At 66.5% G+C, this 26,409-nt stretch carries 23 protein-coding genes and 1 other RNA gene; 6 read left to right on the forward strand and 18 right to left on the reverse strand.

Annotated elements, in window-relative coordinates; translation table 11 throughout:
- Nucleotides 1-100: 100 nt before the first annotated feature.
- Nucleotides 101-814, forward strand: a complete 714-nt coding sequence (locus tag M4J40_RS04385) for an aspartate/glutamate racemase family protein (RefSeq protein ID WP_251752429.1) — start codon at nucleotides 101-103, stop codon at nucleotides 812-814.
- 111 nt (nucleotides 815-925) lie between these two features.
- On the opposite strand, the gene M4J40_RS04390 is transcribed toward M4J40_RS04385, so the two are convergent.
- The 6 genes from M4J40_RS04390 to miaA all read right to left on the reverse strand — a co-directional run bounded on the left by M4J40_RS04390 (nucleotide 926) and on the right by miaA (nucleotide 7,987).
- Nucleotides 926-1,675 (reverse strand): pyridoxine 5'-phosphate synthase, encoded by a 750-nt coding sequence (locus M4J40_RS04390; RefSeq protein WP_251752430.1) that lies wholly within the window; start codon nucleotides 1,673-1,675, stop codon nucleotides 926-928.
- Between the two features lie 62 nt (nucleotides 1,676-1,737).
- Nucleotides 1,738-2,394, reverse strand: a complete 657-nt coding sequence (locus M4J40_RS04395; RefSeq protein WP_251752432.1) for a VOC family protein — start codon at nucleotides 2,392-2,394, stop codon at nucleotides 1,738-1,740.
- Between the two features lie 9 nt (nucleotides 2,395-2,403).
- Nucleotides 2,404-4,161, reverse strand: coding sequence for an acetolactate synthase 3 large subunit (locus M4J40_RS04400; RefSeq protein ID WP_257235094.1), 1,758 nt, complete (start codon nucleotides 4,159-4,161; stop codon nucleotides 2,404-2,406).
- A gap of 256 nt (nucleotides 4,162-4,417) precedes the next feature.
- On the reverse strand, nucleotides 4,418-4,975 hold the full coding sequence (ilvN, locus tag M4J40_RS04405) for an acetolactate synthase small subunit (protein WP_405030716.1): 558 nt from the start codon (nucleotides 4,973-4,975) through the stop codon (nucleotides 4,418-4,420).
- A 54-nt stretch (nucleotides 4,976-5,029) separates the two neighbouring features.
- Complete coding sequence (locus tag M4J40_RS04410; protein ID WP_251752433.1) at nucleotides 5,030-6,796, reverse strand: acetolactate synthase 3 large subunit; 1,767 nt, start codon at nucleotides 6,794-6,796, stop codon at nucleotides 5,030-5,032.
- Nucleotides 6,797-7,048: 252 nt separating this feature from the next.
- Entirely contained in the window at nucleotides 7,049-7,987 is a 939-nt protein-coding gene (gene miaA / locus M4J40_RS04415; RefSeq protein WP_251752435.1) for a tRNA (adenosine(37)-N6)-dimethylallyltransferase MiaA, read from the reverse strand.
- Nucleotides 7,988-8,001: 14 nt separating this feature from the next.
- Between miaA and serB the strand changes: the two genes are divergently transcribed.
- Nucleotides 8,002-8,892 carry a phosphoserine phosphatase SerB gene (gene serB / locus M4J40_RS04420; RefSeq protein ID WP_251752436.1) on the forward strand — a complete coding sequence of 297 codons (891 nt, stop codon included), beginning with the start codon at nucleotides 8,002-8,004 and terminating at the stop codon, nucleotides 8,890-8,892.
- Between the two features lie 113 nt (nucleotides 8,893-9,005).
- Here serB and M4J40_RS04425 read toward each other — a convergent pair whose 3' ends face one another.
- The 5 genes from M4J40_RS04425 to ssrA form a co-directional block, all read right to left on the reverse strand.
- Nucleotides 9,006-9,794: a TSUP family transporter gene (locus M4J40_RS04425; protein ID WP_251752439.1), complete on the reverse strand. Its 789-nt coding sequence runs from the start codon at nucleotides 9,792-9,794 to the stop codon at nucleotides 9,006-9,008.
- A 21-nt stretch (nucleotides 9,795-9,815) separates the two neighbouring features.
- A complete protein-coding gene (locus M4J40_RS04430) occupies nucleotides 9,816-10,052 on the reverse strand; it encodes a ribbon-helix-helix domain-containing protein (RefSeq protein WP_251752441.1) in 237 nt (78 codons plus the stop codon).
- Complete coding sequence (locus tag M4J40_RS04435) at nucleotides 10,049-10,261, reverse strand: DUF4169 family protein (protein ID WP_251752443.1); 213 nt, start codon at nucleotides 10,259-10,261, stop codon at nucleotides 10,049-10,051. The genes M4J40_RS04430 and M4J40_RS04435 overlap by 4 nt, the downstream gene beginning before the upstream one ends.
- A gap of 7 nt (nucleotides 10,262-10,268) precedes the next feature.
- Nucleotides 10,269-10,868, reverse strand: coding sequence for an SspB family protein (locus M4J40_RS04440; RefSeq protein WP_251752445.1), 600 nt, complete (start codon nucleotides 10,866-10,868; stop codon nucleotides 10,269-10,271).
- A 142-nt stretch (nucleotides 10,869-11,010) separates the two neighbouring features.
- Nucleotides 11,011-11,378: a transfer-messenger RNA gene (gene ssrA, locus M4J40_RS04445) on the reverse strand.
- A 112-nt stretch (nucleotides 11,379-11,490) separates the two neighbouring features.
- On the opposite strand from ssrA, the gene M4J40_RS04450 reads away from it, so the two are divergent.
- From M4J40_RS04450 to M4J40_RS04460, 3 genes are read left to right on the forward strand one after another with little or no spacing between them, the layout of a single operon-like run.
- Nucleotides 11,491-12,843: a chloride channel protein gene (locus M4J40_RS04450; protein WP_251752446.1), complete on the forward strand. Its 1,353-nt coding sequence runs from the start codon at nucleotides 11,491-11,493 to the stop codon at nucleotides 12,841-12,843.
- 32 nt (nucleotides 12,844-12,875) lie between these two features.
- Nucleotides 12,876-13,670: a thymidylate synthase gene (locus tag M4J40_RS04455; protein WP_251752448.1), complete on the forward strand. Its 795-nt coding sequence runs from the start codon at nucleotides 12,876-12,878 to the stop codon at nucleotides 13,668-13,670.
- Nucleotides 13,667-14,683, forward strand: a complete 1,017-nt coding sequence (locus M4J40_RS04460; RefSeq protein ID WP_251752450.1) for a DUF4424 domain-containing protein — start codon at nucleotides 13,667-13,669, stop codon at nucleotides 14,681-14,683. Before M4J40_RS04455 ends, M4J40_RS04460 begins: the two co-directional genes overlap by 4 nt.
- Nucleotides 14,684-14,767: 84 nt before the next feature.
- Here M4J40_RS04460 and M4J40_RS04465 read toward each other — a convergent pair whose 3' ends face one another.
- The 7 genes from M4J40_RS04465 to M4J40_RS04495 form a co-directional block, all read right to left on the reverse strand.
- On the reverse strand, nucleotides 14,768-16,303 hold the full coding sequence (locus M4J40_RS04465) for a DegQ family serine endoprotease (protein WP_251752452.1): 1,536 nt from the start codon (nucleotides 16,301-16,303) through the stop codon (nucleotides 14,768-14,770).
- Nucleotides 16,304-16,511: 208 nt separating this feature from the next.
- On the reverse strand, nucleotides 16,512-16,700 hold the full coding sequence (locus M4J40_RS04470; protein ID WP_251752453.1) for a DUF2065 domain-containing protein: 189 nt from the start codon (nucleotides 16,698-16,700) through the stop codon (nucleotides 16,512-16,514).
- A complete protein-coding gene (gene hflC, locus M4J40_RS04475; RefSeq protein WP_251752565.1) occupies nucleotides 16,697-17,611 on the reverse strand; it encodes a protease modulator HflC in 915 nt (304 codons plus the stop codon). The genes M4J40_RS04470 and hflC overlap by 4 nt, the downstream gene beginning before the upstream one ends.
- On the reverse strand, nucleotides 17,611-18,732 hold the full coding sequence (gene hflK, locus M4J40_RS04480; RefSeq protein WP_251752454.1) for an FtsH protease activity modulator HflK: 1,122 nt from the start codon (nucleotides 18,730-18,732) through the stop codon (nucleotides 17,611-17,613). Before hflK ends, hflC begins: the two co-directional genes overlap by 1 nt.
- A 202-nt stretch (nucleotides 18,733-18,934) precedes the next feature.
- Entirely contained in the window at nucleotides 18,935-19,450 is a 516-nt protein-coding gene (locus tag M4J40_RS04485) for a dihydrofolate reductase (protein WP_251752455.1), read from the reverse strand.
- A complete protein-coding gene (locus M4J40_RS04490; RefSeq protein ID WP_251752456.1) occupies nucleotides 19,447-19,974 on the reverse strand; it encodes a GNAT family N-acetyltransferase in 528 nt (175 codons plus the stop codon). The genes M4J40_RS04485 and M4J40_RS04490 overlap by 4 nt, the downstream gene beginning before the upstream one ends.
- Nucleotides 19,971-23,651, reverse strand: coding sequence for an AsmA-like C-terminal region-containing protein (locus tag M4J40_RS04495; protein ID WP_251752457.1), 3,681 nt, complete (start codon nucleotides 23,649-23,651; stop codon nucleotides 19,971-19,973). Before M4J40_RS04495 ends, M4J40_RS04490 begins: the two co-directional genes overlap by 4 nt.
- Nucleotides 23,652-24,049: 398 nt before the next feature.
- Between M4J40_RS04495 and ligA the strand changes: the two genes are divergently transcribed.
- Nucleotides 24,050-26,206, forward strand: coding sequence for an NAD-dependent DNA ligase LigA (gene ligA, locus M4J40_RS04500; RefSeq protein WP_251752458.1), 2,157 nt, complete (start codon nucleotides 24,050-24,052; stop codon nucleotides 26,204-26,206).
- Nucleotides 26,207-26,409: the final 203 nt, after the last annotated feature.

Consider the following 26,409-nt stretch of genomic DNA (forward strand, 5'->3'; position numbering starts at 1 on the left):
CGCTACATAATTGCGCACATTCGCCATCGAGCGCTGACGCTTGCAAACGCCTTGCGCCGAGCCGGAGCTATGATCGGCCATCGCGACAAGGGGAACTGTCATGCGCACCATTGGCCTCATCGGCGGCATGAGCTTCGAGAGCACCGCCGTCTACTACCAGATGATCAACGAAGCGGTGCGGACCCGCCTGGGCGGCCTGCACTCGGCCAAGCTGGTCATGCATTCGGTCGACTTCCAGGACGTCGTCGACCTGCAGAAGGCCGGCCGCTGGGATGCCGCCGCGGCCCATCTCGGCGAGGCCGCCCAAGGGCTTGAGCGGGCCGGCGCCGACTGCGTGCTGATCTGCACCAACACCATGCACCTTGTCGCCGACGAGGTCGCCGAAGCCGTCAAGATCCCGCTCCTCAACATCATCGACGAAACGGCCAAGGCGCTCTCCGCCGCCGGGGTTCGCCGGCCGCTGCTGCTCGCCACACGCTACACGATGGAGCATGGCTTCTACGCCCGCCGCATGGCCGCCCACGGCCTTGCCATGACCACGCCCGGCGAGGCCGGACGCGCCGTCGTTCACGACGTGATCTTCGACGAGCTTTGCGCCGGCGTCGTTCGCGACGAGTCCCGCGCCGCCTTCCTCGACCTGATCGCCAAGGCCAAGGACGACGGCTGCGACGCCGTCATTCTCGGCTGCACCGAAATCTGCCTGTTGCTCGACCCCAATGCCTTGCCTCTCCCCGGCTTCGATAGCACGGCGATCCACGCCGCCGCCGCGGTGGATTTCGCACTGGCTGGAGAGATGAAGGCGGCCGCGGAGTAAGGAAGCATTGCGAAGGGAGCGCTATATCGCCCCCTTGCCCCTTTCTGCACGAGGTCCAGCGCCTACGCGCAGGACCTCAGGCCGAAAGAGGCTCCCCGAAATATCAATCGTTCAAGCGTCGGAGTCACCCAGCGCGCAGCGATAGCGGCGCACCGTTTCCGCCATGCCATAGATCATGCAGTCGGCGATCACGGCGTGGCCGATCGACGCCTCGGCGATGTGCGGCGTCCGCTTCACCAGCGGCGGCAGATTGTCGAGCGTCAGGTCGTGGCCGGCGTTGACGGCCATGCCGAGCTTCACCGCCGCCTCGGCGGTGACCGCCACGTCCTCAAGCCGCGCCCGCTGTTCGGCGGGATCGAACGTATGGCCGTAGGGCCCAGTGTAGATCTCGATCCGTCGCGTACCGGTGAGCGCGGCTGCCGCCGCCTGCGTCGGGTCTGCGTCGACGAAGATCGAGGCGCGCATGCCCTCGCCCTGGATGCGCCGCACCACATCCGACAGGAAGGACTGGTTGGCGACGCAGTCCCAGCCATGGTCGGAGGTGTTCTGGCCGGGCATGTCCGGCACCAGCGTCACCTGGTCGGGGCGCGCCGCTTCGCAAAGCTTCAGGAAATCCTCGGTGGGATAGCCTTCGATGTTGTACTCGCGGCCCGGCCAGTCGGTTCTCAGCATTTCCTGCAAGGCGAACACGTCGGTCCTGCGGATGTGCCGCTCGTCCGGACGCGGATGCACCGTGATGCCGGCGGCGCCCGCTTCCAGCGCGATGCGGCTGAGGCCGATCACCGACGGCCAGGGAAGGTCGCGCCGATTGCGCAGGTGGGCGATGGCGTTGACGTTGACGGAGAGTTTGGTGTGGGACATCGCGAGAGCCTACGTTGGGACGCGCGACGATAATCCGCCGGCCCGTATGGCACAAGCAACCATCAGGTGGGGGTGAACGCCGGCAGCCGGAGCCGCCGGCCGGGTTCCAGGCGTATCAGCATGTTCGGTTCGCCCTCGGCGATCTCCAGAACCTCGATGAGACCGGCGCGGTGGAAGGCGTCGAGCGCGCCGCCCATCACCGGCGGCTTCGGAAGCGTCAGGCGCTCGATGGTGAGACGCGAGAAGCCGGCCGCCGTCTGCCGCCGCCCTGCCCGCCCGTCCGTCCACGCGGTCGGCGCCGCCGTTCCCGGCGACGAGAAGACGAAGGGCATCGCCAAATCATCGCTCTCGGCGGAAATGGCGATCGACACACCCGGTGGAAACTGCGGGTTTCGATACTCCCAGCTGTCACCCGACAACCGGCCGCCGCGCGCGGCGATACCGAAGGGCGAAGCGCCGGTTTCCCTCCACGCAGCCCGCTTGGCAAAGCCGGCGCGGCCAAGCGGCGACGTTCTCAGCTCATCCGCGTCGGCAACGTGGAGCAGTTCGAGATAGGCGTTGTCGAAGGCAAAACACAGGTTGGCCGTGCCCTGCCCCACGTGCCGACGCGTGAACGACGGTTCGAGGCCGAGCGCCTTGAGAGCCTCGAACACGCCACCGCCCGGGGCCACGTCCTCAGGTTCGACGAACACGAACAGATGATCGAGTTCCAACGTCATCGCCGCATCTCACGCCAGAACCTTGTCGGCGCCACCGCCGACCATCTCATTCTCCTCGTCGGCGCCCAGCAGCATCTCGTTATGCGCCCCGCCGGCGGGGACCATCGGGAAGCAGTGGGCGAGATTCACGACACGGCAGTCGAACAGCACCGGCCGATCGATACGGATCATCTCCTCGATGGCGTCATCGAGTTCCGACGGCCTCGAGCAGCGGATGCCCACCGCGCCATAGGCCTCGGCGAGGCGCACGAAATCCGGTTGCGCGTCAGCAACGGAGTTGCTGAGGCGGTTGCCGTGAAACAGCGTCTGCCACTGGCGCACCATGCCCAGATGCCGGTTGTTCAGAATGAACGTCTTGACCGGTGCATTGTGCTGAACCGCCGTCGACAATTCCCGGATGTTCATCTGGATCGAAGCGTCGCCCGCCACATTGATCACCAAAGCACCGGGATGGGCGAGCTGGGTGCCGATCGCCGCCGGCAGGCCGTAGCCCATGGTGCCGAGACCGCCCGACGTCATCAGGCGGTTCGGTTCCTCGAAGCCGTAATACTGCGCCACCCACATCTGGTGCTGGCCCACCTCGGTGGTGATGTAGGTGTCGCCACCCTTGGTCAGCGCATGCAGCCGCTCAATGGCATATTGCGGCATGATCGCCTCGGTCGACGGCCGATAGGTCATGCATTTCTTCGCCCGCCAAGCGTCGATCTGCTTCCACCAGGCCGCAAGCGCCGCCATGTCCCGCACCGGCTCGCGAGCCGTCCATGCCGAGATCAGGTCTTCGATCACATGGCCGACGTCGCCGACCATCGGCAGGTCGACCATGACGGTCTTGTTGATCGACGACGGGTCGATGTCGATGTGGATCTTCTTGGAGTTGGGCGAGAAAGCGTCGATGCGACCGGTGATGCGGTCGTCGAAGCGCGCGCCGATGCAGACCATCACGTCGCAGTCGTGCATGGCGAGGTTGGCTTCAAAGGTGCCGTGCATGCCCAGCATGCCGAGCCAGTTCTTGCCCGACGCCGGATAGGCGCCAAGGCCCATCAGCGTCGAGGTGATCGGGAAACCGGTCATCTGAACGAGGTCGCGCAGCAGCGCCACCGCCTTCGGACCGGCGTTGATGACGCCGCCGCCGGTGTAGAGGATCGGCTTCTTGGCGGCCGCCATCAGCTCCACCGCCTCGCGAATGGCTGCGTCCGGCGCCTTCACCGCTGGACGATACTGCGTCAGCGCCTTGTCCTTGCGGTTCTCGTAGGTGCCGGTCTGGAACTGGATGTTCTTCGGGATATCGACCAGCACCGGGCCGGGGCGGCCGGTGGTGGCGATGCGGAAGGCCTCGTGCAGGATGCCCGGCAGGTCCTCGATGCGGCGGACCAGCCAGTTGTGCTTGGTGCAGGGCCGCGTGATGCCGACGGTATCGGCCTCCTGGAAAGCGTCGGTGCCGATCAGCGTCGTCGGAACCTGACCCGTAATGCACACCATGGGGATCGAGTCGGCCCGCGCATCGGCCAGCGCCGTCACCATGTTGGCAATGGCGGGCCCGGAGGTGACGAGCACCACGCCGACCTTGCCGGTGGAGCGGGCATAGCCCTCGGCGGCATGCCCGGCGCCCTGCTCGTGACGGACGAGGACATGGCGGACCTCATCCTGCTGGATCAGCTCGTCGAAGATCGGCAGCACCGCGCTGCCGGGATAGCCGAAAATGGTGTCGACGCCCTGGTCGATCAGCGTCTGGATGACCATCTCCGCGCCTGTCATCTGCCGTGTCATCGCCGTTACCTCGGAATGGGGGGACAATAAAAAAGGCCCCGTGAGGGACCTGTGTTTCGCGCACCATGACTGACCGCAGGCCTCAGATGGAGACCTCCGACACGGTGCGCCAATCAAGTACTACGAAGAAGGAAGGCATGACGTCCTCTGAGCAAAACGCCGGACCAAGATACCGGCCCGACTGCCGACTTGTGGCGGCTCCGACGCCTGCCGGGAAGACGAACTCCCGCGGACGCAGGCGTCGGAGCCAGATCCGCTAGATGCCCGCCTTGCCGCGAGCCAAAGCCGCGAGGCCGGTTCGAGCAAGCTCCACCAGGCCGCATTCCTTCATCAGGCCGACGAAGCGGTCGATGTCGGCCGGCGCACCGGTGATCTCGAACACGTAACTGTCGAGCGTGGCGTCGACGATGCGGGCATTGAAAGCCTGGGCGAGGCGCAGCGCCTCGTCGCGGATCTCGCCCTTTCCGGCAACCTTGACCAAGGCCAGCTCGCGCTCCAGCGCGTCGCCGGCCCATGTAAGGTTGATCACCTTGTGCACCGGCACCAGACGGCCGAGCTGGTGCATGATCTGAGAGATGACCGGCGGACGGCCCGTCGTCACGATGGTGATGCGCGACATGTGGCTGGCGTGCTCGATCTCCGAGACGGTAAGGCTCTCGATGTTGTAGCCGCGCCCCGAGAACAGGCCGACGACGCGGGCGAGAACGCCCGGCTCGTTGTCGACCAGCACCGACAGCGTATGGCTGCGCTCGGTGGAGGGTAGCTCTTCTTCCAGGAAATAGGCGGACTGGGACTGACCTGCGACGATCATCATGATGTCAATTCCGATAAAGCGTTGCGAAGGATGCGAGGGGCTAGATGCCACGCCTCACACCAGAACCTTGCCGGCGGTGCCGATGGCCGTCTCGATCTCCTCGTCGGAGACGTCGGCGCCCAGAAGCATTTCGTTGTGCGCCTTGCCCGACGGGATCATCGGGAAGCAGTTGGCCAGACTGACCACGTGGCAGTCGAACAGCACCGGACGGTCGATGCGGATCATCTCCTCGATGGCGTCGTCGAGTTCCGACGGCTTCGAGCAACGGATGCCTACCGCGCCATAGGCCTCGGCCAGACGCACGAAGTCGGGCTGCGAGTCGACGTAGGAATGGCTGAGCCGGTTGCCGTGCAGCAGCTGTTGCCACTGCCGCACCATGCCCATGTACTGGTTGTTCAGGATGAACGCCTTGACCGGCGCATTGTGCTGCACCGCCGTGGACAGTTCCTGGATGTTCATCTGGATCGAGGCATCGCCGGCCACGTCGATCACCAGCGCGCCGGGATGGGCGAGCTGGGTGCCGATGGCCGCCGGCAGGCCGTAGCCCATGGTGCCGAGACCGCCCGACGTCATGAAGCGGTTCGGCTCCTCGAAGCCGTAATACTGCGCCACCCACATCTGGTGCTGGCCCACCTCGGTGGTGATGTAGGTATCGCGGTCCTTGGTCAGCGCATGCAGCCGTTCGAGGGCGTACTGCGGCATGATTGCTTCGGCCGACGGGCGGTAGGTCAGGCACTTCTTCGCCCGCCAACCGTCGATCTGCTTCCACCAGGCCGCATGGGCCGCCTTGTCCTGCACCGGCTTGCGGGCATTCCAGGCGGCGATCATGTCTTCGAGAACCTGCCCGACGTCGCCGACGATCGGCAGGTCGACCACCACGTTCTTGTTGATCGACGACGGGTCGATGTCGATGTGGATCTTCTTGGAGTTGGGCGAGAAGGCGTCGATGCGGCCGGTAATGCGGTCGTCGAAGCGCGCGCCGACGCAGACCATCACGTCGCAGTCGTGCATGGCGAGGTTGGCTTCGTAAGTGCCGTGCATGCCCAGCATGCCGAGCCAGTTCTTGCCCGACGACGGATAGGCGCCGAGCCCCATCAGCGTCGAGGTGATAGGGAAGCCGGTCATCTTGACGAAGTCGCGCAGCAGCGCCACCGCCTTCGGACCGGCGTTGATGACGCCGCCGCCGGTGTAGAGGATCGGCTTCTTGGCGGCGGCCATCAGCTCGACCGCCTCGCGGATCGCCGCGTCCGGCGCCTTCACCGCCGGATGATACTGCGTCAGCGCCTTGCCCTTGCAGTTCTCGTAGGTGCCGGTCTGGAACTGGATGTTCTTGGGGATGTCGACCAGCACCGGGCCGGGACGGCCGGTGGTGGCGATGCGGAAGGCCTCGTGCAGGATGCCCGGCAGGTCCTCGATGCGGCGGACCAGCCAGTTGTGCTTGGTGCAGGGCCGCGTGATGCCGACGGTATCGGCCTCCTGGAAGGCGTCGGTGCCGATCAAGGTCGTCGGAACCTGGCCGGTGATGCACACCATGGGGATCGAGTCGAGCAGCGCATCGGTCAGCGCCGTCACCATGTTGGTGGCGCCGGGACCGGAGGTGGCGAGCGCCACGCCGACCTTGCCGGTGGAGCGGGCATAGCCCTCGGCGGCGTGGCCGGCGCCCTGCTCATGACGAACGAGGATGTGGCGAACTTCTTCCTGCTGGAACAGTTCGTCGAAGATCGGCAGCACCGCGCCACCGGGATAGCCGAAAATGGTGTCGACGCCCTGATCGATCAGCGCCTGGATGACCATCTCCGCGCCTGTCATCTGCCGTGTCATCGCCTGTTACCTCAAGCTCTCGTCCCGTTGTCCCGGGGAAATCGTTGCGTTGTTCAGGTAATAAAAAAGGCCCCGAGAGGGACCTGACTTTCGCGCACCATGAAAACCCGGCAGGCCTCAGCGAGAGACCTCCGACACGGTGCGCCATCTAAGTACTACGAGAAGGGAACGCATGCCGCCCTCTGGCTCTGATGCCGGGACAACCCCGGAATGGGGCGCAAACTAGCGGTAGTGGCCGGACCGGTCAAGAGCCTATTTCATTCGTTGCGCGATATCGTCGACGACCGCAAGAAAATGTCGCGACGCCTCGGGGTCGAGGCGCGGCCACTCGGGCATCTGATTGCGGAACCAGGTCTCCTGTCGCTTGGCGTATTGCCGAGTCGCGGTAATCGCCGCTTCGACGGCCTCCGTGATCGGGACGTCGCCCCGCGCCGCCGCCATCATTTCCGGCAGGCCGATCGCCTTCATGACCGGCAGCGCCGGATCGAGGTGAAGGGCGGCAAAGGCCGCCGCCTCGTCGAGCCCACCAGTGGCCACCATGGCGCGGAATCGCTCGTCGATACGCGCATGCAGCCAGTCGCGGGCCGGAGCCATGACGACGCGGGCAAGGCCTGCGCCGGGGATCGCCGGTCGCGAGCGCTTTTCCTGCCACTCCGACAGCGGCCGCCCGGTACTGTCAGCCACCTCGAGAGCCCGCAGAACGCGTTGCGTATCGTTGGGATGAAGGCGGCCATGCAGCGTCGGATCGACGACGGCCAACTCCCGATGCAGCGCCGCCGGACTGATCGACCGCGCCCGCTCGCGCCAGAAGGCGCGAACCTTCTCGTCGATCGGCGGCACGTCGGACAGCCCCTGCGTCATGGCGTTGAAATAGAGCCCGGTTCCGCCAACGATCACTGCCGGCCGTCCAGCCGTCTCGTCCAGAGTGCGTTCAAGGTCCTGGATGTAACGCGCCACGGTATAGCCGTCGCTGCCGTCGACATGTCCGTAGAGGCGGTGCGGCGCACGCGCCTCGTCCTCCGGCGACGGTCGCGCCGTCAGAATGCGGAGTTCGCGATAAACCTGCATCGAATCGGCGTTGATCACCACGCCGTAGCAGCGTTCGGCGATCGCCAGCGCCAGAGCCGACTTGCCGCTCGCCGTCGGTCCGGCTATCAGAACCGCGCGCCTTTCTACCGTCTCCGCCGTCACGTCTGGAGCCTCCCATGTCGCTCGTCGCAACGCTTGTCTCATCTCCGGCCAATCCGCAAGTGACCGATAGCCTGATCGTCAGCGTGTCGCGGCGCCTGGGCGGCGACGCCCACAAGGTGCTGGCCGACGGGATCGCCGCCGACATCGCCGTCGGCGACTACCTCTCGCACAGCGAGGCGGTGCATCGCGTTGCCGAGGTTGTCGGCGACGCAGCCGTGGATTTCGCGGTGATCGAAGTCGAGGGTCGGCGCAAGAAGCTTCTGGTCGCCGACATGGACAGCACCATGATCGGCCAGGAATGCATTGACGAGCTCGCCGCCTTCGTCGGCCTCAAGGAGCACGTCGCCGCCATCACCGAACGGGCCATGCGCGGCGAGATCGCCTTCGAACCGGCGCTGCGCGAGCGCGTCGCCCTTCTCAAGGGTCTCGATATCGCCGTCGTCGATGAGGTGCTGCGCGAGCGCATCACCCTGACGCCGGGCGGCCGCGAGCTGATCGGCACCATGCGGGCGCACGGCGCCTATACCGCCCTGGTCTCCGGCGGCTTCACCCTGTTCACCGACCGCATCCGCGACATGATCGGCTTCAACGAGGATCGCTCCAACTGCCTCCTGACCGAGGATGGCCGGCTATCGGGTCTCGTTGCCGAGCCGATCCTCGGCAAGGCGGCCAAGCTTTCCACGCTGATCGAGCTCCGGGAGGCGCGCGGCCTTGCCCACCACGAGACGGTGGCGATCGGCGACGGCGCCAACGACCTCGACATGATCAACGAAAGCGGCCTCGGCGTCGCCTTCCACGCCAAGCCCAAGGTGGCGGAGGCGGCCCAGGTGTCGATCCGCCATGGCGACCTCACTGCCGTTCTCTACCTGCAAGGCTTCACCCGCGAGGAGTTCGCGGCCGTTTAGGCCTACCTATCGGGACGACCGATACCAGCCGCTCGCTTTCTCGTCCCGAGATCCTGCGCCTTCGCGCAGGGACCTCGGCCAGAAAGAAGCAATCCGCCAATATAGGGGCTCCCCTACGGCCCCATCACCCACACGCGCACGGGATTGGCCGGATCGGCCATCAGCTTGATCGCCAGGCAGATGCAGGTGATCACCAAAAGCGGCCGGATGATCTTGGCGCCACCCCTGACGGCCAAACGCGATCCGAGCTGCGCACCGAGGAACTGACCGGCGCCCATCACGAGCCCGGGCTTCCAGAAGATGGCCCCGGAGGCGAGAAACACGAAAAAGCTGCCGATGTTGCTCGCGAAGTTGAGCATCTTGGTATGCGCCGTCGCCTTCAGCAGACCGAAGCCCGCCAGCGACACGAAGCCCAGCATGAAGAACGAGCCGGTGCCCGGCCCGAACAGACCGTCGTAGCAGCCGATCAGCGGCACAAAGGTCAGCGTGAACAGAAATGGGGTGATCCGCGCGTGGCGGTCCAGATCGTTGAGGCCACGCTTGAAGGCAAAGTAGACGGCGATGACGATCAGCATGATCGGCATGGCGATCTGCAGCCAGTCGCCCGGTAGCACCGTGGCGAGAAATGCGCCCAACACCGCGCCGCCAGCCGACATCAGCGCCATCGGCAACTGCGCGCGGAGATTGACCTGCCCCGCCCTCGCATAGCCGAGCGTCGCCGAGGCCGAGCCGAACAGCGCCTGCAGCTTGTTGGTGCCCAGCGACTGCAGCGGCGTGAAACCGGCCAGCATCAGCACCGGCACGGTGATGAGGCCACCGCCACCGGCGATGGAATCGATGAATCCGGCGATCAGCGCGGCGAAGAACAGCGCTGTGAGAATGTGCAGGGACAGGTCGACCAAGATACGCCCAATCGAGAAAACTCAGGAGGAAGGTGTGCGCCCGGGAACGCCGGGCGAGACGCTGAGATCGGCCAGCACCGCCACGCGGACAGCGCTCGCCAGGTTGCGCTCGCCACGCGCCCGATCGATATCGAGAACCAAGCCCGCCAGACTCAGGCCGCGCCGCTCGGCGAGGCTCTCCGCCGCCGCCCAGAACTCGGGCTCCAGCGCGAGGCTGGTCCGATGCCCGGCCAGCGACAGCGACCGTTTGACGTTCATGAGGAGGTGTCCGGCGACGGCTCCGGATCGGCGGGGGAATCGAGACGGTGGCCGTCGAGGCGGCGCGCCTCCAGCGCATCCTGCGCCTTGGCCGTCTGCTTCTCCGCCTTGGTACGGCCGAACTTCACGCGATTCTCCGCCGCTTCGTCTTCGCGGCGGCGACGGTCGCGATCCTTGCGCGCCCGACGGAGGTTGACCAGTTCGCCCATCGCCGGATCAGGGCTTCTTGCGGAAGGCGTCGAGCGAAACGACCGTCGGTCCACCCGCGTGTTCCTCGCCTGCCTCATCGGCCGGCTTCTGCTCTTCTGGCGCCTTGGCGGCGGGCTTTTCCGGCTTGGCGGCTGGCTCCTTGGCGGCCTGCCCTCTGGGCGGACGCGATGCGATCTTCGCCTCGCCACTCGCCGGACCGATCGCCCGGAGCGGGCCTTCCTCGGGCATGTCGGCGGCGTTGCCGCTCTCGTCCACCAGCGGGAACTGCACGGCGAACTCGACGGACGGATCGAAGAAGCCGCGCACCGAGGCAAAGGGAACCACCAGCTTCTCGGGCACGCCGGAGAAGCTGAGTCCGATCTCGAAGCTGGTCTCGTTCACCACCAGCTCCCAATACTGGTGTTGGATGACGATGGTCATCTCGTCCGGATAGCGCTCCTTGAGGCGGGCGGAAATGCGCACGCCCGGCGCCCGGGTGTCGAAGATGATGTAGAAATGATGCTCGCCCGGCAGACCGGCATGCGCCACTTCCGCCAGCACCTTCTTCACAAGGCCGCGGAAGGCCTCCTGAGCCAGAACGTCGTAACGGATCATGTCCTTGGGCATTGAGGCTCCGCCTTGAGGAAATCGCAGTCGGCCGATGGGCCGCGTCGTGGCCGTCAGTTTAAAGCATCCGGCGCAACAGTGTAAACGGCTTCGCGGCAGATCGCCGAAAGCACGCAAAACAGGGCAATGATGGAGAGAGTTGAGTGGAGGCTTCTGTTGCCAGGTGCCTCCGAACCCCGCCTAAAGGTGCAACCCCCTAGGGCTTGATTCCCAGTTTGGGCACCGCATTACGCGGCGACGGCCACCGGAGCATAGTTGTCATTCGCAACTATAAGGTTAGCCCGATAACGGTGGTACAATGCCGAGTGAAAGAGCCGCCTTTACGCCCCCGTCGATCCTATTTCGCCCCCGCCGAAGGCCTTGCCCACAAGGTGGCTTGCAAGGCCTTGGGTGGAGGCGCCGGGTACCGCCCCCGGGTCCGAATGGTTTATTACGCAGTCCGTTTATCACCATAGCCGGATTGCTCCGGCAGGAAGACATATAGGGTGTAGCGGCCCGCCTGTGAAGAGGCGGCAAACGATCCGTCCCCATCGCGGGACGCCGCCATGCACCATCCAACCTTGACCGCCCCCCTCTTCAGGTCCGATAGAAGCGCTGAAAAGCACGAAACCGGCGAGTTCCCATGCTGCGACTGCATCGGCCGAAAGTCTACGCCCGCTACTCTCGCGTCGAGGCCTCGCACCTCCGTCGCCAGATCCTGTTCCTCGTCGGCGGCCTCGGCGTCGGTGTCGCGGCCGTCCTGATGGCGCGCGCCGCCGACCTCGCCCAGGACGGATTCCGGGCCGGCGTCGCCGCATGGCCCTGGCTACCGCTCATCGTGACGCCCGCCGGCTTCGCGCTCTCCTGCCTTCTCGCCCGCAACTGGTTCCCCGGCTCGCAGGGCAGCGGCATTCCGCAGGTGATCGCCGCCCGCAAGCTACCATCGACCGAGACCTCGGGGCACCTCGTCTCGCTGAGAATCGCCGGCGGCAAGATACTGCTGATGCTGCTAGGCCTTGTTGCCGGCGGATCGCTGGGCCGCGAGGGACCGACGGTGCAGGTCGGCGCCGCCATCATGCAGGCGGCCGGCCGTGTCGCCTCCATCCGCCGTTCGTCGCTGTTGCTGGCCGGCGGCGCGGCCGGTGTCGCCGCCGCCTTCAACACACCGCTGGCCGGCATCGTCTTTGCCATCGAGGAGCTCAGTCGCTCCTTCGACAGCAAGGCGAGCGGCATCGTCATCATGACGGTGATGCTCGCCGGCCTGACGGCACAGATGCTGCTCGGCGACTACACCTATTTCGGGTCCTCCTACGTAACGCTGGCGCCCGGCGTCGCGTGGATCGCCGTTCCCGCGGTGGCGGTGGTCGGCGGAGCGCTCGGCGGCCTGTTCAATCGCATCAACGTCGTCTGGTCGCGCCGCGTCCCCGGCAAGCTCGGCGTGTTCATCCGCCGCCGTCCGATCGTCACCGCCGCGCTGCTCGGCCTTCTGGTCGCCATTCTCGGACTCGCCTCGGGCAGCGACGTGAGCGGCACCGGCTACGAGGCGGCGCGCGCCGCCATCCACCAGACACCGGCCGATGTCAGCCTCTGGTACGGCCCGGCAAAACTCCTCGCGACGCTGGCATCGACGCTGTCTGGCATTCCCGGCGGCATTTTCTCGCCGTCGTTGTCCATCGGCGCCGGCCTCGGCCTCGACGTCGCCTACCTCTTGAACGTCGATGCCGTCCAGGCCATCGCGCTCCTGGGCATGTGCGCCTACCTCGCCGGCGTGGTGCAGGCGCCGCTGACCTCGGTGGTGATCGTCCAGGAAATGACGCTCAACCATTCCATGCTGTTGCCGCTGATGCTGGTGGCGCTGATCGCCGGCAAGATATCCAGCCTCATCGCGCCGGAGGGCGTCTATCACGCCCTCGCCCGCAACTTCGCCGTTCCGCCGCCAGCGCCTCCCGCCGACGACAAGGCGACCACGGCTGACTCGGCGCGCGACTCCGTCTAGTCTCTCCTGCCCAACGCACGCGGCGGACAGTCATGCAGCAATATCTCGACCTCCTGAACCTCATCCTCGAAACCGGCACCTCCAAGGAGGACCGCACCGGCACCGGTACGCTGTCGGTCTTCGGCCACCAGATGCGCTTCGACCTCGCCAAGGGCTTCCCGCTCCTGACCACCAAGAAGTTGCATATCAAGTCGATCGTGCATGAGCTGATCTGGTTCCTTCAGGGCGATACCAACATCAAGTACCTGAAGGACAACGGCGTTTCCATCTGGGACGAGTGGGCCGACGACAACGGCGATCTCGGCCCCGTCTACGGCCACCAGTGGCGTTCATGGCCCAAGCCGGACGGCGGCACCATCGACCAGATCGCCGAGGTTCAGGAGACCATCCGCCGCTCCCCTGACTCGCGCCGGATGATCGTCACCGCCTGGAACCCGGTGGACGTGCCGAAGATGGCTCTGCCGCCCTGCCACCTCCTGATCCAGTTCTACGTCGCGGAGGGTCGCCTCTCCTGCCAGATGTACCAGCGCTCGGCAGACGTGTTCCTGGGCGTGCCCTTCAATATCGCCTCCTATGCGCTGCTCACGGCCATGATGGCACAGGCGACCGGCCTCAAGCCCGGCGACTTCGTGCACACGCTCGGCGACGCCCATCTCTACCGGAACCATCTCGACCAGAGCCGGCTGCAGCTCACCCGCGAACCGCGCCCTCTTCCCCGGCTGAAGCTCGCCGAAGGGATAACCGACGTTCGCGATTTCCGATTCGAGCACGTCGCCATCGAGGGGTATGATCCGCATCCGCACATCAAGGCCGAGGTTGCCGTATGAAGAAACTGCCCGCCTTCGGAATGGCCGCCGCTTTCGCCGGGATGCCGGTCATGGGCTACGCCAACGACACGATGGCGGAACTGGCCGCCGGCGGGCTGACCTTCGTCTATGCCGAGAACGTCCAGATGCAGAGCGAGGATCTCTACATCTCGCCGAAGGAAGTGCGCGTCGACTACGTCTTCCACAATGACAGCGACCGTGACAGGACGACGGTGGTTGCCTTTCCGATGCCGGACATCGAGGGCAGCGGCGACTTCATGGTCTCCGTCCCCAATCCCGAGTCCGACAACTTCATGAACTTCTCGGTGACGATCGATGACCAGCCGGTGACGCCGGAAATCGACCGTCACGCCTTCGCCGTTGACGTCGACGTCACCGAGCTCCTGAAGAAGCACGACATTCCCTTGCTGCCCTTTGGCGCGACCACCACGGATGCCCTTGCCGCCTTGCCGAAGCAAACGATCGCCGACTGGATCGAGCGCGGCATCGTCATTCCCATGGAATACGACGACGGCGGCGGCTGGACGACGGAATACGTGCCGGTCTGGCGGCTCAAGACCACCTACTGGTGGCGCACTACCTTTCCGGCCGGCCGCGACCTGCGCGTCGCCCACAGCTATACGCCCAGCGTCGGCATCACCGCCGGCCTCGCCTTCATCGGCCCCGACGAGAACAACCCGTTCGCCGGCGAAGACTTCGAGCGGGAGAGACAGCGCTACTGTTTCGATGACGGTTTCATCAGGGCCGTCGCCAAGCGCCTCGATGCAGCGCAGACCGCCAACTCCTATCTCCAGGAGAGCTGGATTTCCTACGTGCTCACCACTGGCGCCAACTGGGGCGGAACCATCGGCCGCTTTCACCTGACGGTCGACAAGGGCGACACTGAAACGCTTGTGTCCTTCTGCGGCAACGGCGTCAAGAAGACCGGCCCGACCACCTTCGAGCTGACGGCCACCGACTTCTATCCCGAGCGCAACATCGACATCGCGCTGATACGCCGCCCGCGCGACTGATTTCGGCGCACTCCCTCCGTCCCAAGAAAACGGCCGGTCCCGTCAGGAACCGGCCGCTTCTTTTTTTCGCAATGGCGCCGGACGTCAGTCCATCTTCACCGCGACGAAGCGCAGGTCGCCGGTGCCGTTGGAAATGAGCAGCAGCACGGACTTGCGTCCCATCGCCTTCTGCTTTTCCACGGTCTTGGTCACGTCGTCGGGCGATAGAACCTCTTCCTGCGCCACCTCGACGATCAGGTCGCCAGCTGCGACGCCCTTTTCGGCCGCCGCGCTCGCCGGATCGACGCCGCTGATCAGGACGCCACGGACCTCCGCGTTGAGGCGATACTTCTCCCGGGCGGCATCGTCCAGATCGCCGAGCGTCAAGCCGAGAACCTTGGTCTCGCTCTGGGGCTGTTCGGCCGCCGGCTCGTCGGTGGTCGCATCGGCCACCTTCTCGCTCTCCTCCAGGCGACCGAGCTTGACGGGAAGCGTCAGCTCCTTGCCCTTGCGGATGAGCGTGATGGACACCTCCTTGCCGACCGCCGTGTTGGCGACGAGGCGCGGCAGCTCGCGCATGGTCTTGATGGGATGCCCGTCGAAGGTGATGATGACGTCGCCCGGCTCGAGCTTGGATGCCGCCGGTCCGCCCTCGGCAACGCCGGCCACCAGCGCGCCGTGGGGCCTGTCGATGCCAAGGCTCTCGGCAAGATCGTCGGTCACTTCCTGGATATTGACGCCGAGCCAGCCGCGATGCGTCTCGCCGAACTCGCGGAGCTGGTCCACGACGCCGGCCGCGATCTCCGAGGGGATGGCGAAGCCGATGCCGATCGAGCCACCCGACGGAGAGATGATGGCGGTGTTGATGCCGATCACTTCACCCTGTTCGTTGAACAGCGGGCCGCCGGAGTTGCCGCGATTGATGGCGGCGTCGGTCTGGATGTAGTTGTCGTAGGGGCCTGAGTTGATGTCGCGGTTGCGGGCCGAGACGATGCCCGTCGTCACGGTGCCGCCGAGGCCGAACGGATTGCCGATCGCCATCACCCAGTCGCCGACGCGCATATGCTCGCTGTCGCCGAACTTGACGGCGGTGAGCGGCTTGTCCGGCTTGACGCGCAGCACCGCGAGGTCGGTCTTGGCGTCGCGCCCGACCAGCTCGGCCTTCAGCTTGCTGCCATCGGAGAAGTTGGCGACGATCTCGTCGGCATCCTCGATGACATGGTTGTTGGTGATGATGATGCCCGAGGCATCGATCACGAACCCCGAGCCGAGCGACTGCACCTTGCGCGGATCGTTGCCCTCGTCGGAGCCGCCGTCGCCGTTGTCGGCGCCATCGCCCTGGTCGCCGCCCTTGCCGTTGCCGTTCTTGTCGAAGAACTCGTCGAAGAAGTCCTGGAAAGGCGAGCCTTCCGGCACCTGGGGCAGTGGCACCTGCCGCGTCTCGGCCACCGTCTGGGTGGTGGAGATGTTGACCACCGCGCCGATAAGCTTCTCGGCAAGATCGGCAACCGAGTCCGGCCCTTGCTCCGCGGAGGCCGTGCCGACACCGCCAAAGGCGAGCGCCGCCGCCAGCGTCAGCGCCGCGAGCCCCGATCCGCGCCGCCGGCCGACATCCGGCACCGTCCTGTTCCATGAGACCATAGCCGGTCTTCCTCCATTGGAGCGTCCACCCGCGAAGTCCCAGATCTTCCGGAGCGCCAGGACGCTAGAAAACAAAGCCGGAAACAAGGGCGGTGAAGCCTCTGTTCCGGATGAGCGCGATCAGCAACCGCGCCCTACGCATTCGGCGGAGTCATAATCCGTTTCACGGATGGAGACAAACCCCACCCGCGCACGACAGGCGGCCAGGTCAGCCGCCCCGCACCGCCCAGACGACGGCGACACCGACCGCCATGGCGGCGACGCCGCCGGTCCTGAGCCAGAAGTCAGAGGCTTCCAACAGTTGGCGGAGGCCCTTTCGCATCAGGGAAGGGGCTGCCGCGTACAGCAGCCCCTCCAGGACGGCCATCAGGCCGACGGCAACCAGGAAGTCGCTCAAGGCTGGGCCGGAGCGGCCGGAGCCGCCGCGTTCGACATCGTCCCGCTCGGCCCGCCGAAGAAGCGGAAGAACTCCGAGTCGGGCTTGAGCAGCATGGTCGTGCCGTTGGTCAGCGACGCCGCGTAGGCCTGCATCGAGCGGTAGAACTCGAAGAAGCCCTTGTCGGCGCCGTAGGCCCCGGCGAAGATCCGGTTGCGCTCGGCATCGCCCTCACCGTGCAGGATGTCGGCGTCACGACGTGCCTCGGCCAGCAGAACCGTCGCCTGACGGTCGGCCTCGGCGCGGATGCGCGCGGCTTCCTGCGTACCCTCGGCCCTGAGCTCGGCCGCCTCGGCGAGACGCTCCGAACGCATGCGATCGTAGGTCTGTTCGAGCACGTTGTTCGGCAGCTCGGTGCGGCGGATGCGGAGCTCGACGATATCGATGCCGAGATTGGCCGCTTCCGGACGGACGAACTCCGCCACTTCGCGCATCATCGCCGCCCGCTCTTCGGAGAGCGCATCGCCGAACGAGCGCGTGCCGTAGACGCGGCGCAGCGCCGAATCGAGGCGGGTGCGCAGACGCATTTCCGCCATCGTCATGTTGCCGGTGACGCTTTCGCGGAAGGCGCGGGCATTGACGATGCGGTAGGCTGCGAAGGCGTCCACCACATACTGGCGGCTGTCACGCACCTGCACGACGTTGTTGTCGATCTCGATGGTGTTCAGACGCTTGTCGACGATCTGCACGCTATCGACAATGTTGGTCGGCAGCTTGAAGTAGATGCCGGGCTCGGTGATCACGCGCTGGATCTCGCCGAAACGCAGCTGAATGGCCTGATCGCGTTCGGTGACGATGAAGGTCGCCGAGTATGTCACCAGCGCGGCAACCGCGAGGACGATCAGGATGAAGGGCAAGGCGATCGTGCGCATCACTTGGCGGCTCCCGTGGTCGAGGGGGTCGTCGGACGCCCGATTTCGGGCAACGGCAGGTAGGGCAGCACGCCCTGCGTGGAACCGCTGTCCAGGATCACCTTGTTGGTCTTGGAGAACACGTCCTGCATGGTCTCGAGATAGATACGCTCGCGCGTGATCTCGGGCGCCTTGACGTACTCCTGATAGACGGACGTGAAGCGCTGCGCGCCACCGGTCGCCTCGGCGATCACCTGATCGCGATAACCGAGCGCCGCCTCGCGGATCTGCGATGCCTCGCCGCGCGCTTCGCCCAGCCGCTTGTTGGCATAGGCCTGGGCGTCCTGCTTGAACTTGTCCTGGTCCTGCTGGGCGCGCTGCACTTCGCCGAAGGCGTCCTGCACTTCGAGCGGCGGATCGGCGCGGGTGACGTTGACGGCCGTGATCGACACGCCGGCGTCGTAGGAATCCAGCGTCTCCTGGATGCGCTCGCGCACCGCGGTCTGCGCCGCTTCGCGGCCGGTCGTGCGGAACTCGTCGGCGCGGGTACGGCCGACCACCTCACGCATCACCGATTCCGACACCTTGCGGACGATGTCCGGCTGATCGGCGACGCGGAACAGATACTTGATCGGATCGGAGATGCGCCAGAGCACCGAAAACTCGACGCTGACCAGATTCTGGTCGCCCGAGAGCATGATGGAGTCCGCGCCTCCGGCGGCGACGCCGCCCAGCACTTCCTGGTTTTCCTTGAGCAGGGCCGGGGTCTCGACCTGTTCGATCGGCCAGAAGGCAAAATGGATGCCCGGCTCGTTGAGCTCCGGCTTGACCTTGCCGAACAGAAGCTCCACGCCGACCTGATCCGGCTGGACCACGTAGATGCTCTGATAGAGCCAGAAACCGACAGCGGCCACGGCGATCAGCGGCAGCGCCGTCAGAATGCCGGTTGGCTCGCCCTGTCCGGGCCGGCCACCGCCGGGCAGAAGCCGCCGGATCTTGTCCTGTCCGCGCCGGAGCAGTTCCTCAAGGTCTGGCGGCTCGTTGCCGCCGCCGCCACCCTGCGGCCCTCTGGGCGGCTGCCCCCACGGTCCGTTGCCGCCGCCTTTCCAGCCGCCGCCACCACTCTGATTGCTCCAGGGCATTAGGGTCCCTTCCTCCATAAGTAAAAATCAGGAGCGCCTCCCTGACGGTCGGACAAAACTGTCCAACGGGAAACGCTCCGGCTTGGTCTGGCGGCGATCATAAGAGGCAACGCCCCGCTCTTCAACGCGCGCAGAGTTCAATCGCCATTTGGGGTGTGACAGAGCTGCTATCAACCGTCTCGGCGTGATTCTTTCGGCGCGGTCAGCGGCGACGAACCCACGCCTCGAAAACGGCGTCGGCGCTGTCGCGCTCGCCGCGCACCATCGGCTCGCTGTCTGCGAGCTCCCACAAGGCCGGATCGATGGCCGGAAAGCGGGTGTCGCCCTCGGGAGACGCGGCGACACGGGTGACGAAAAGCCGGTCGGCCCGTTCGATCGTCGCCGCGTAGAGAACGCCGCCGCCAGCCACCACGAAGGACGGCGCGCCCTTCGCCTCGGCGCTTGCCGCCGCCGCGCCGAGCGCCGCGTCGAGATCGGCGAGCACGGTGACGCCATCTGGCAGGAACGCCGGATCGCGCGACACCACGAAGGTTTCGCGGCCCGGCAGGGGCTTGCCGATCGACTCGAAGGTCTTGCGCCCCATGACCATGGGGCGGCCGAGGGTCAGCGCCTTGAAGTGCTTGAGGTCGGTGGAGAGATGCCACGGCATGGCGCCGTCGCGACCGATGACGCCGTTCTCGGCCATGGCGACGACGATGTCGAAAAGGGGGCGGCTCACGGACACTCCTTCGCCAGTTTTTCGATGGCTTCGCCCGTCATGCGCACCGGCACCCAGGCATCGTTGAGCGGGGCCCCCATGGCGGCATAGAAATCGATGGCCGACTTGTTCCAGTCGAGCACGGTCCATTCGAAACGGCCGAGCCCCTCGTCGACGCAGCGCCGGGCCAGCCTGGCGAGCAACGCCTTGCCGACACCCTGCCCGCGCGACGCCGGATCGACGAAGATGTCTTCAAGGTAGAGCCCATGCCTCCCGAGAAAGGTCGAGAAGGAATAGAACCAGACGGCGATGCCCGCCGGCTTGTCGCCGATGAAGCCGAGTTCGCAGAACACGCGCGGATTGTCGCCGAAGAAGGCGGCCGCGTAGTCCTCCGGCGTCGCCACCATCTTTTCGGACAGGTTCTCGTAAGCGGCGAGCGAGCGAATGAAGCCGGCGATCACCTCGATGTCGTCGGGCGTGGCGGCGCGCGTGGTCGGCTTGGGGCGACGGGCGTGACGGCCGAGGCGGGAAGGCGATGAACTCATGGGGCAGTCTCCGTCACGCCGCCCGGCGGCAGGCCGACGTCGGAGCTTGGCAACTGTTTCAGTTTGGCGCCAGGCGCCGCCGGTGCGGCATTTTCCAGGATCTTGCCGATGGCGTCGAGCGGGTCGCCCGCCGCCTTCTTGTCCTTTTCCCTGTCCGCCTTCGCCTTCTGGGCGGCCAGGAGCGCCGCCGCCTTGGCCTTCTCCGCCAGAGCCGCCGCCGCGGCGCGCTCGCGCGCCTCCAGCATCAGGCGATTGCGGCGATCCAGCGCCTCACGGTCGCGAAGCACCTGGCGCGACAGGAGTTCGCGCTCGAGGATGTCGGCCTGCATCGTCAGCACGCGCTGCGTCTCCTTTTCGAGCGCGCGGATGCCGAGATAGGAAGCGAAGGCCGTGACGTCGACGCGACGGGACGGGTTGGCGATCGCCCCCTTGAACAGCACCGACACCTGCGGCACGCCGGCGCCGGCCGCCGCGTCTCCGAGGTCGTGGGACAGGCGCCATTCGCTGTCGACGGTCAGGCGGGCGATGTCCACCGTGGCCGAACCGGAGCTTGCGCCATCCTTCGTCGTCACCACGATGTTGGGCGCCCGAAGCGTCCCGCCAGCCAGGGTGAAGGCGGCATCAAGCCGTTCGAAGGCGAGATCGCCCATGTCGACGTTATCGGTGAAGGCCTGCCGGATGCGATCCTCGCTGAGGTCCTTGCCGGCGTCCGCCAGCCGGATCACCTGCCCGAACGCCCGCGTCGTCATGTGGGCGAGCCGCCCCTCCCGGAGCGAGAAGCTGCCGCCGCCGGTGAGCGAGGACATCCAGCCGGCCAGCGTCCGGCCGGTGGCGTTGATCTGGACGTCGACACCCAAGGCGCCGGTCACCAGCGGCCGGCCCTCGCGCCGCCAGGCGAACTCCTCGGCCGCGGCGCCGTCGAGGCGCAGCGTGCCGGAAACGCCGGCCGTGCCGTCGAGATCGCGCTTGATCATCAGGTCGCCGGAAAGCTTGCCGCCGGCCAGCGTCGCCTTGATGCCGTCGAGCCCGGTGCCGGACGCATTGCTGGACAGCGATAGCGACACGCTCTTGGCCGCCGGTCCGCCCTCGATGTCGAAACGTCCGAAGTTGAGGGCAAGATCGGTGTCGAAGCCGTCGATCAACGCTGCCCCGAAGGGCGCCTCCGGCCAGGGATTGCGGCTCTGAACGATCGGGAAATCGAAGACGGCCGGCCCCAGGATGGCCTCGCCGAGCCCGGCCAGCGATCCTTCGTCGAAGGACAGGGTGCCGGTCACCTTCGGCACGGCTGGCGCGAAGTCGATGGAAATGTCGCCGACCGTCGGCACCTCGTCGAGCTTGCCCTCGATGCGATTGACCAGAACCTTGCGGTTGCCGATCGACAGGTGGGCGGAAACGTCGGCCGGCGTCGACCGCATGACGCCCTGGACGATGTTGCCCGACAGCACCAAGAGAGACCCGACGTCGGGCGACTTCAGGTCGAGGTCTAGCTCCGCGCCCGGCGCCGCGCCGCGCGCCAGCGTCGCCGATCCGTTGAGCGTCACCTCGGTCGGCCCCATGGCGCCGCGCAGCACCACGGCAAGACCGTCCTTCGACTTGCCCATGGCGGACAGGGTCACGCTGCCTTCGCCCGGCCGGTCGACATCCGGCACGGCCAGACCGAACTGGCGCATCAGCTCGGCGCCATCTGGCCCCGTCAGGCTGACGTCGGCGGACATGTCGGCGGCGTCCCAGGCGTCGATGCGCCCCTTGAAGGCGAGTTCGCCGCGAATGTCGGTGGCCGCCGCCGAACCGTTCAGCTCCACCTTGATGTCGGTCCCCTCGCCCGACGCCCTGGCGAGCACGGTGCCCTCCAGGCTGGTCGGCCCGAGATGGGGGGCGGCATCGCGCACGAACCCAACCAATGGCGTGTTGGGTGCGAGAGCGCGGACGAGGTCGGCGATGCCGTCCAGCTTTTCGGCCGAGACGCGCATCTGGATCGAGCCGTCGGGCGTCGTCGTCACGTCGCGGACGGTGCCGGCCGCCGTGACGCGGGCGCCGGACAGCGAGCGGACGAACAGGCGATCGACGTCAAGCGTGGCGTCGATGAGCGAGGCCGACACGTCGAAGCCCTCGGCCCGGGTATCGCCGGCGATCAGCGCGCCGACGGCCGCCTTGACCACCACATCGGCCCCGGCGCCCTGCCCCGTCGCGAGGCCGGCCACCGTCTGCACGTCGGAGAGCCTCAGCTGATCGGCATCGAGCGCCAGCGTCAGGCGCGGCTTGCGACCGGCCACGCCCGGCGTGAAGTCGAGCGAGCCGCTGATACGCCCCTCGTCGAGGTGGGCCTCGACTTCGTCAAGCCGCAAGCCGTCGGCCGAGGCCATCACCTTGGCGGAGATCTGGAAGGGGTCCAGGCCGACCTTCGGCCGGTTTGGCGTCCACCAGCCGATCAGCGTCGCCGGCTGCTCGGAGGCGAGCGATACATCGCCCTCGAAACCGATGGTCGGCGCCGTGGCGAGCCGGCCATGGGCCGTGAGCGACGACTTGCCCGGCAGCGTCGCTTCCAGCGTGTCGATGGTCCAGCCCGAGGCGGCGGTCACGAGATCGGCCCTGAGATCGGAAATGATGCTGCCGCCGACCACCAGGCCGGGAATATCGAAGCCGATGCGACCGGGGACGCTCGGCACCGGCAGGCCGGCGATGGCCGCGCCGAAGGCGGCGAGCGCGCCATCAAGGGAAACCGGCTTGTCCGGCCCCGCGCCCAGTGTGCGGTCGAGATCGATCTGGCGGGCCGACAGCACCGCCTCGAAGCTCGGCACCGCCGCCAGATCCAGCGTCGCCGCGCCGGAGATGGTGAACGGCCGCTCTTCCGCCCCGTAGCGGAACTCCAGCGTCTTGGCCAGCACCGCCCGGTTGGAAACGTCGAGATCGGCGGAAAGCGACCAGGGCAAGGTCGCCTTGTCTTCCTTGGCGATCACCCGGTCGAGCGTCGCCTTGCCCGCCCAGGTCGGCCGATGATTGGCAAACTTGAGCTGGCCATCGAAGGTGGCCGCCACCGGATGGATCGCCGAGCGAACGTTGGCCTTGAGCGCGAAGGCGCCGCTGCCATCGGCGGCGCCCGTCGCCGCCTTGATAGTGAAGGTATCGCCGCCGGTCCGCGCCGTGCCCTCGACCTTGTAGGGGCCGGCCAACGCCGGCGCGTCGAGACGGGCCTTGATGCCGTCGACCACCACCGGCAGGCTGTGACGCGCATCGGCAATGACGAGACGACCGTCCTCGATATCGACGCCCGACAGCATCACCCGGCTGGGATTGATGCCGATGCCGCCTTCGGCCGCCATCCATTCGAAGGCGCCGTTTTCGTCGATGCGAACGTTGAGCTCGGGTTGCACCACCTGCATTTCGGTGACGTGGATCTCGCCCGACAGCAGCGGGAACAGCTCGATCTCCATGTTGAAGCGACCGACCGTCATCAGCGGCGCGTTGGGATCGTCGCCGATCACCACATCGGAGAAGGAGAGCGAGGGATAGGGCAGCAGGCTGGCGTCGGCCGTCCCGCGAACGGACACCTTGTGTCCCAGAACGTGCGCCGCCTCCGTCTCGAAAGCGGCCCGGTAGGCCGTCCAATCGACAAACAGCGGTCCGACCAGCGCCACGAGGAGCGCCAGGATGACCGTGAATCCGATACCGAAATACAACGAATTCAGCGTCTTGGCTCCCGTAAACCCACTTCGGAGACGTTGGCGCGCCCCACGTCCGGCCGCGCGATGCTCCGATAAACTCTCACGCCGCCCTGCAAGGTTCGCACCATGGCGCCGTCCGCCCCTCTCCCAAAGACTTAGCAAATCGCAGCGCCACAGGGAAACGGGGATTAAGACATAGTTCACCATTACGGCGGGGGTGAAAGCGGCTTTTCGCCCGCCCCGACCCCACCCTTCGGCGGTATGGCTCATGGGAGCCCGCACCGAAGCGCGGCGACCGTCAACGCCGCCCCCTTTCACTGGTGACGGCGGTTGTCCGCACCGTCTGAGACCTTGCGCCCCGCCCGAATATTCGGCTTTAACCGACACCGGTATGAGCCCAACGGAGACGCGCGATGTCGGCCGAAACCAACGCCATTCCCACAGGCGACCTCACCCAGGACGAGGCCGCCGCCGAACTTGAGCGCCTTTCCGCCGAGATCGCCCGCCACGACCGGCTCTATCACGCCAACGACGCGCCGGAGATCTCGGACGCCGACTATGACGCGCTGCGCGCCCGCAACCGCGAGATCGAGGCGCGCTTTCCCGAACTGGTCAGGACCGATTCGCCGTCGCTCAAGGTGGGCGCGCCGGTGTCCGATGCCTTCACCGAGGTCCGTCACGTCAAGCCGATGCTGTCGCTCGACAACCTGTTCAGCGAGGCCGACCTCCACGACTTCGTCAAGCAGGTGAAGAGCTTCCTCGGCGCCAGCGAAACGCCCGTCTTCACCGCCGAGCCCAAGATCGACGGCCTCTCGATGTCGCTGCGCTACGTGGATCGCCGTCTCGTCACGGCGGCGACGCGTGGCGATGGCACAACCGGCGAGAACGTCACAGCCAACGTGCGCACCATTGCCGATATCCCCGAGGAACTGCCGGCCGGCGCGCCCGACGTCGTCGAGGTGCGCGGCGAGGTCTACATGAAGAAGGCCGACTTCGCCGCCCTCAACGAGCGGATGATGAACGAGAGCGGCAAGCTGTTCGCCAATCCGCGCAACGCCGCCGCCGGCTCGCTCCGCCAGCTCGACCCGAAGGTGACGGCCGGCCGACCGCTCAGCTTCTTCGCCTATGCCTGGGGCGACCTCTCCGAGCCGCTGGCCTCGACCCAGTATGACACCGTGAAGCGCTTTGCCGACTGGGGCTTCCCGGTCAACCCGCTGATGGTGCTCTGCCATTCCGAAGAAGAGCTGTTCGCCCACTACCGGCTGATCGAAAGCCAGCGCGCCGATCTCGGCTACGACATCGACGGCGTCGTCTACAAGGTGAACAGCCTCGCGCTACAGGAACGGCTCGGCTTCCGCTCGCGCTCGCCGCGCTGGGCCACCGCCCACAAGTTCCCCGCCGAGCGCGCCTCCACCACCGTCAAGGCCATCGAGATCCAGGTCGGTCGCACCGGCGCGTTGACGCCGGTCGCCAAACTGGAACCGGTGACGGTGGGTGGCGTCGTCGTTTCCAACGCCACGCTGCACAACGAGGACTACATCAAGGGCATCGGCCAGGACGGCCTGCCGTTGCGCGACGGCCGTGACATCCGCGTCGGCGACACCGTGGTGATCCAGCGGGCCGGCGATGTCATCCCGCAAGTGGTGGACGTGCTGATCGACAAGCGCCCCGCCGACACGCTGCCTTATGCCTTCCCCACACTATGTCCGCGTTGCGGCAGCCATGCCGTGCGCGACACCAACGAGAAGACCGGCAAGACCGACGCCGTGCGCCGCTGCACCGGCGGCCTCATCTGCCCGGCCCAGCAGGTGGAGAGCCTGAAGCACTTCGTCTCGCGCCAAGCCTTCGACATCGAGGGCCTCGGCGACAAGCAGATCGAGTTCTTCCACGCGCAAGACGATGCCAACCTCTCTATCCGCACGCCGGTCGACATCTTCACGCTGGCCGAGCGTGAGGCCAAAGGCCTCAAGCGCCTCGCCAACCTACCCGGCTTTGGCGCGACATCGGTGCGCAACCTGTTCGAGAGCATCGAGGCGCGGCGGCGGATCGATCTGCACCGGCTGATCTTCGGCCTGGGCATCCGCCACATCGGCGAAGGCAACGCCAAGCTGCTCGCCCGCGCCTACGGATCGTGGAGCCATTTCTACGACGCCATGAAGAAGGTGGCCGCGCGCGACCCGGAAACGCTGGCCGAGCTCGACGCCATCGACGGCGTCGGCGCCGTGGTGGTCGAGGCGCTGACCGATTTCTTCGGCGAGGACCACAACCTCACGGCCATCGACGCGCTGCTTGGCAAGATAATGCCGCTCGATGCCGAGGCGCCGGTCACCACCAACAGCCCGGTGGCCGGCAAGACCGTGGTCTTCACCGGTTCGCTGGAGAAGATGACGCGCGACGAGGCCAAGGCGACGGCCGAGCGTCTCGGCGCCAAGGTGGCGGGCTCCGTGTCGAAAAAAACGGATCTGGTGGTGGCCGGCCCCGGCGCCGGCTCGAAACTCGCCAAGGCGTCCGAACTCGGCATCGAGGTGATCGACGAGGACGCCTGGCTCGACCGGATCAAGGGCCTTTAATGCTTTGCCGGCCGGACATCTCGATCCGGCCGGCAAAGCATTTTGGAAAAGCCAAGCTGGCAATACCAACAGGCCTTGCCCCTGACGAGCCTAAACGAGCAACGCGTCCGAGCGTGCTGAAGGTTGCTTCAGGCGAGAACCTCTTCTCAGCGGGTCAGCGCAGACCGGACAGAAGTGCCGCGCCGTCTTGCGCCGTGGAGACA

It is taken from the genome of Pleomorphomonas sp. JP5, from assembly GCF_023721815.1.
Taxonomy (GTDB): domain Bacteria; phylum Pseudomonadota; class Alphaproteobacteria; order Rhizobiales; family Pleomorphomonadaceae; genus Pleomorphomonas.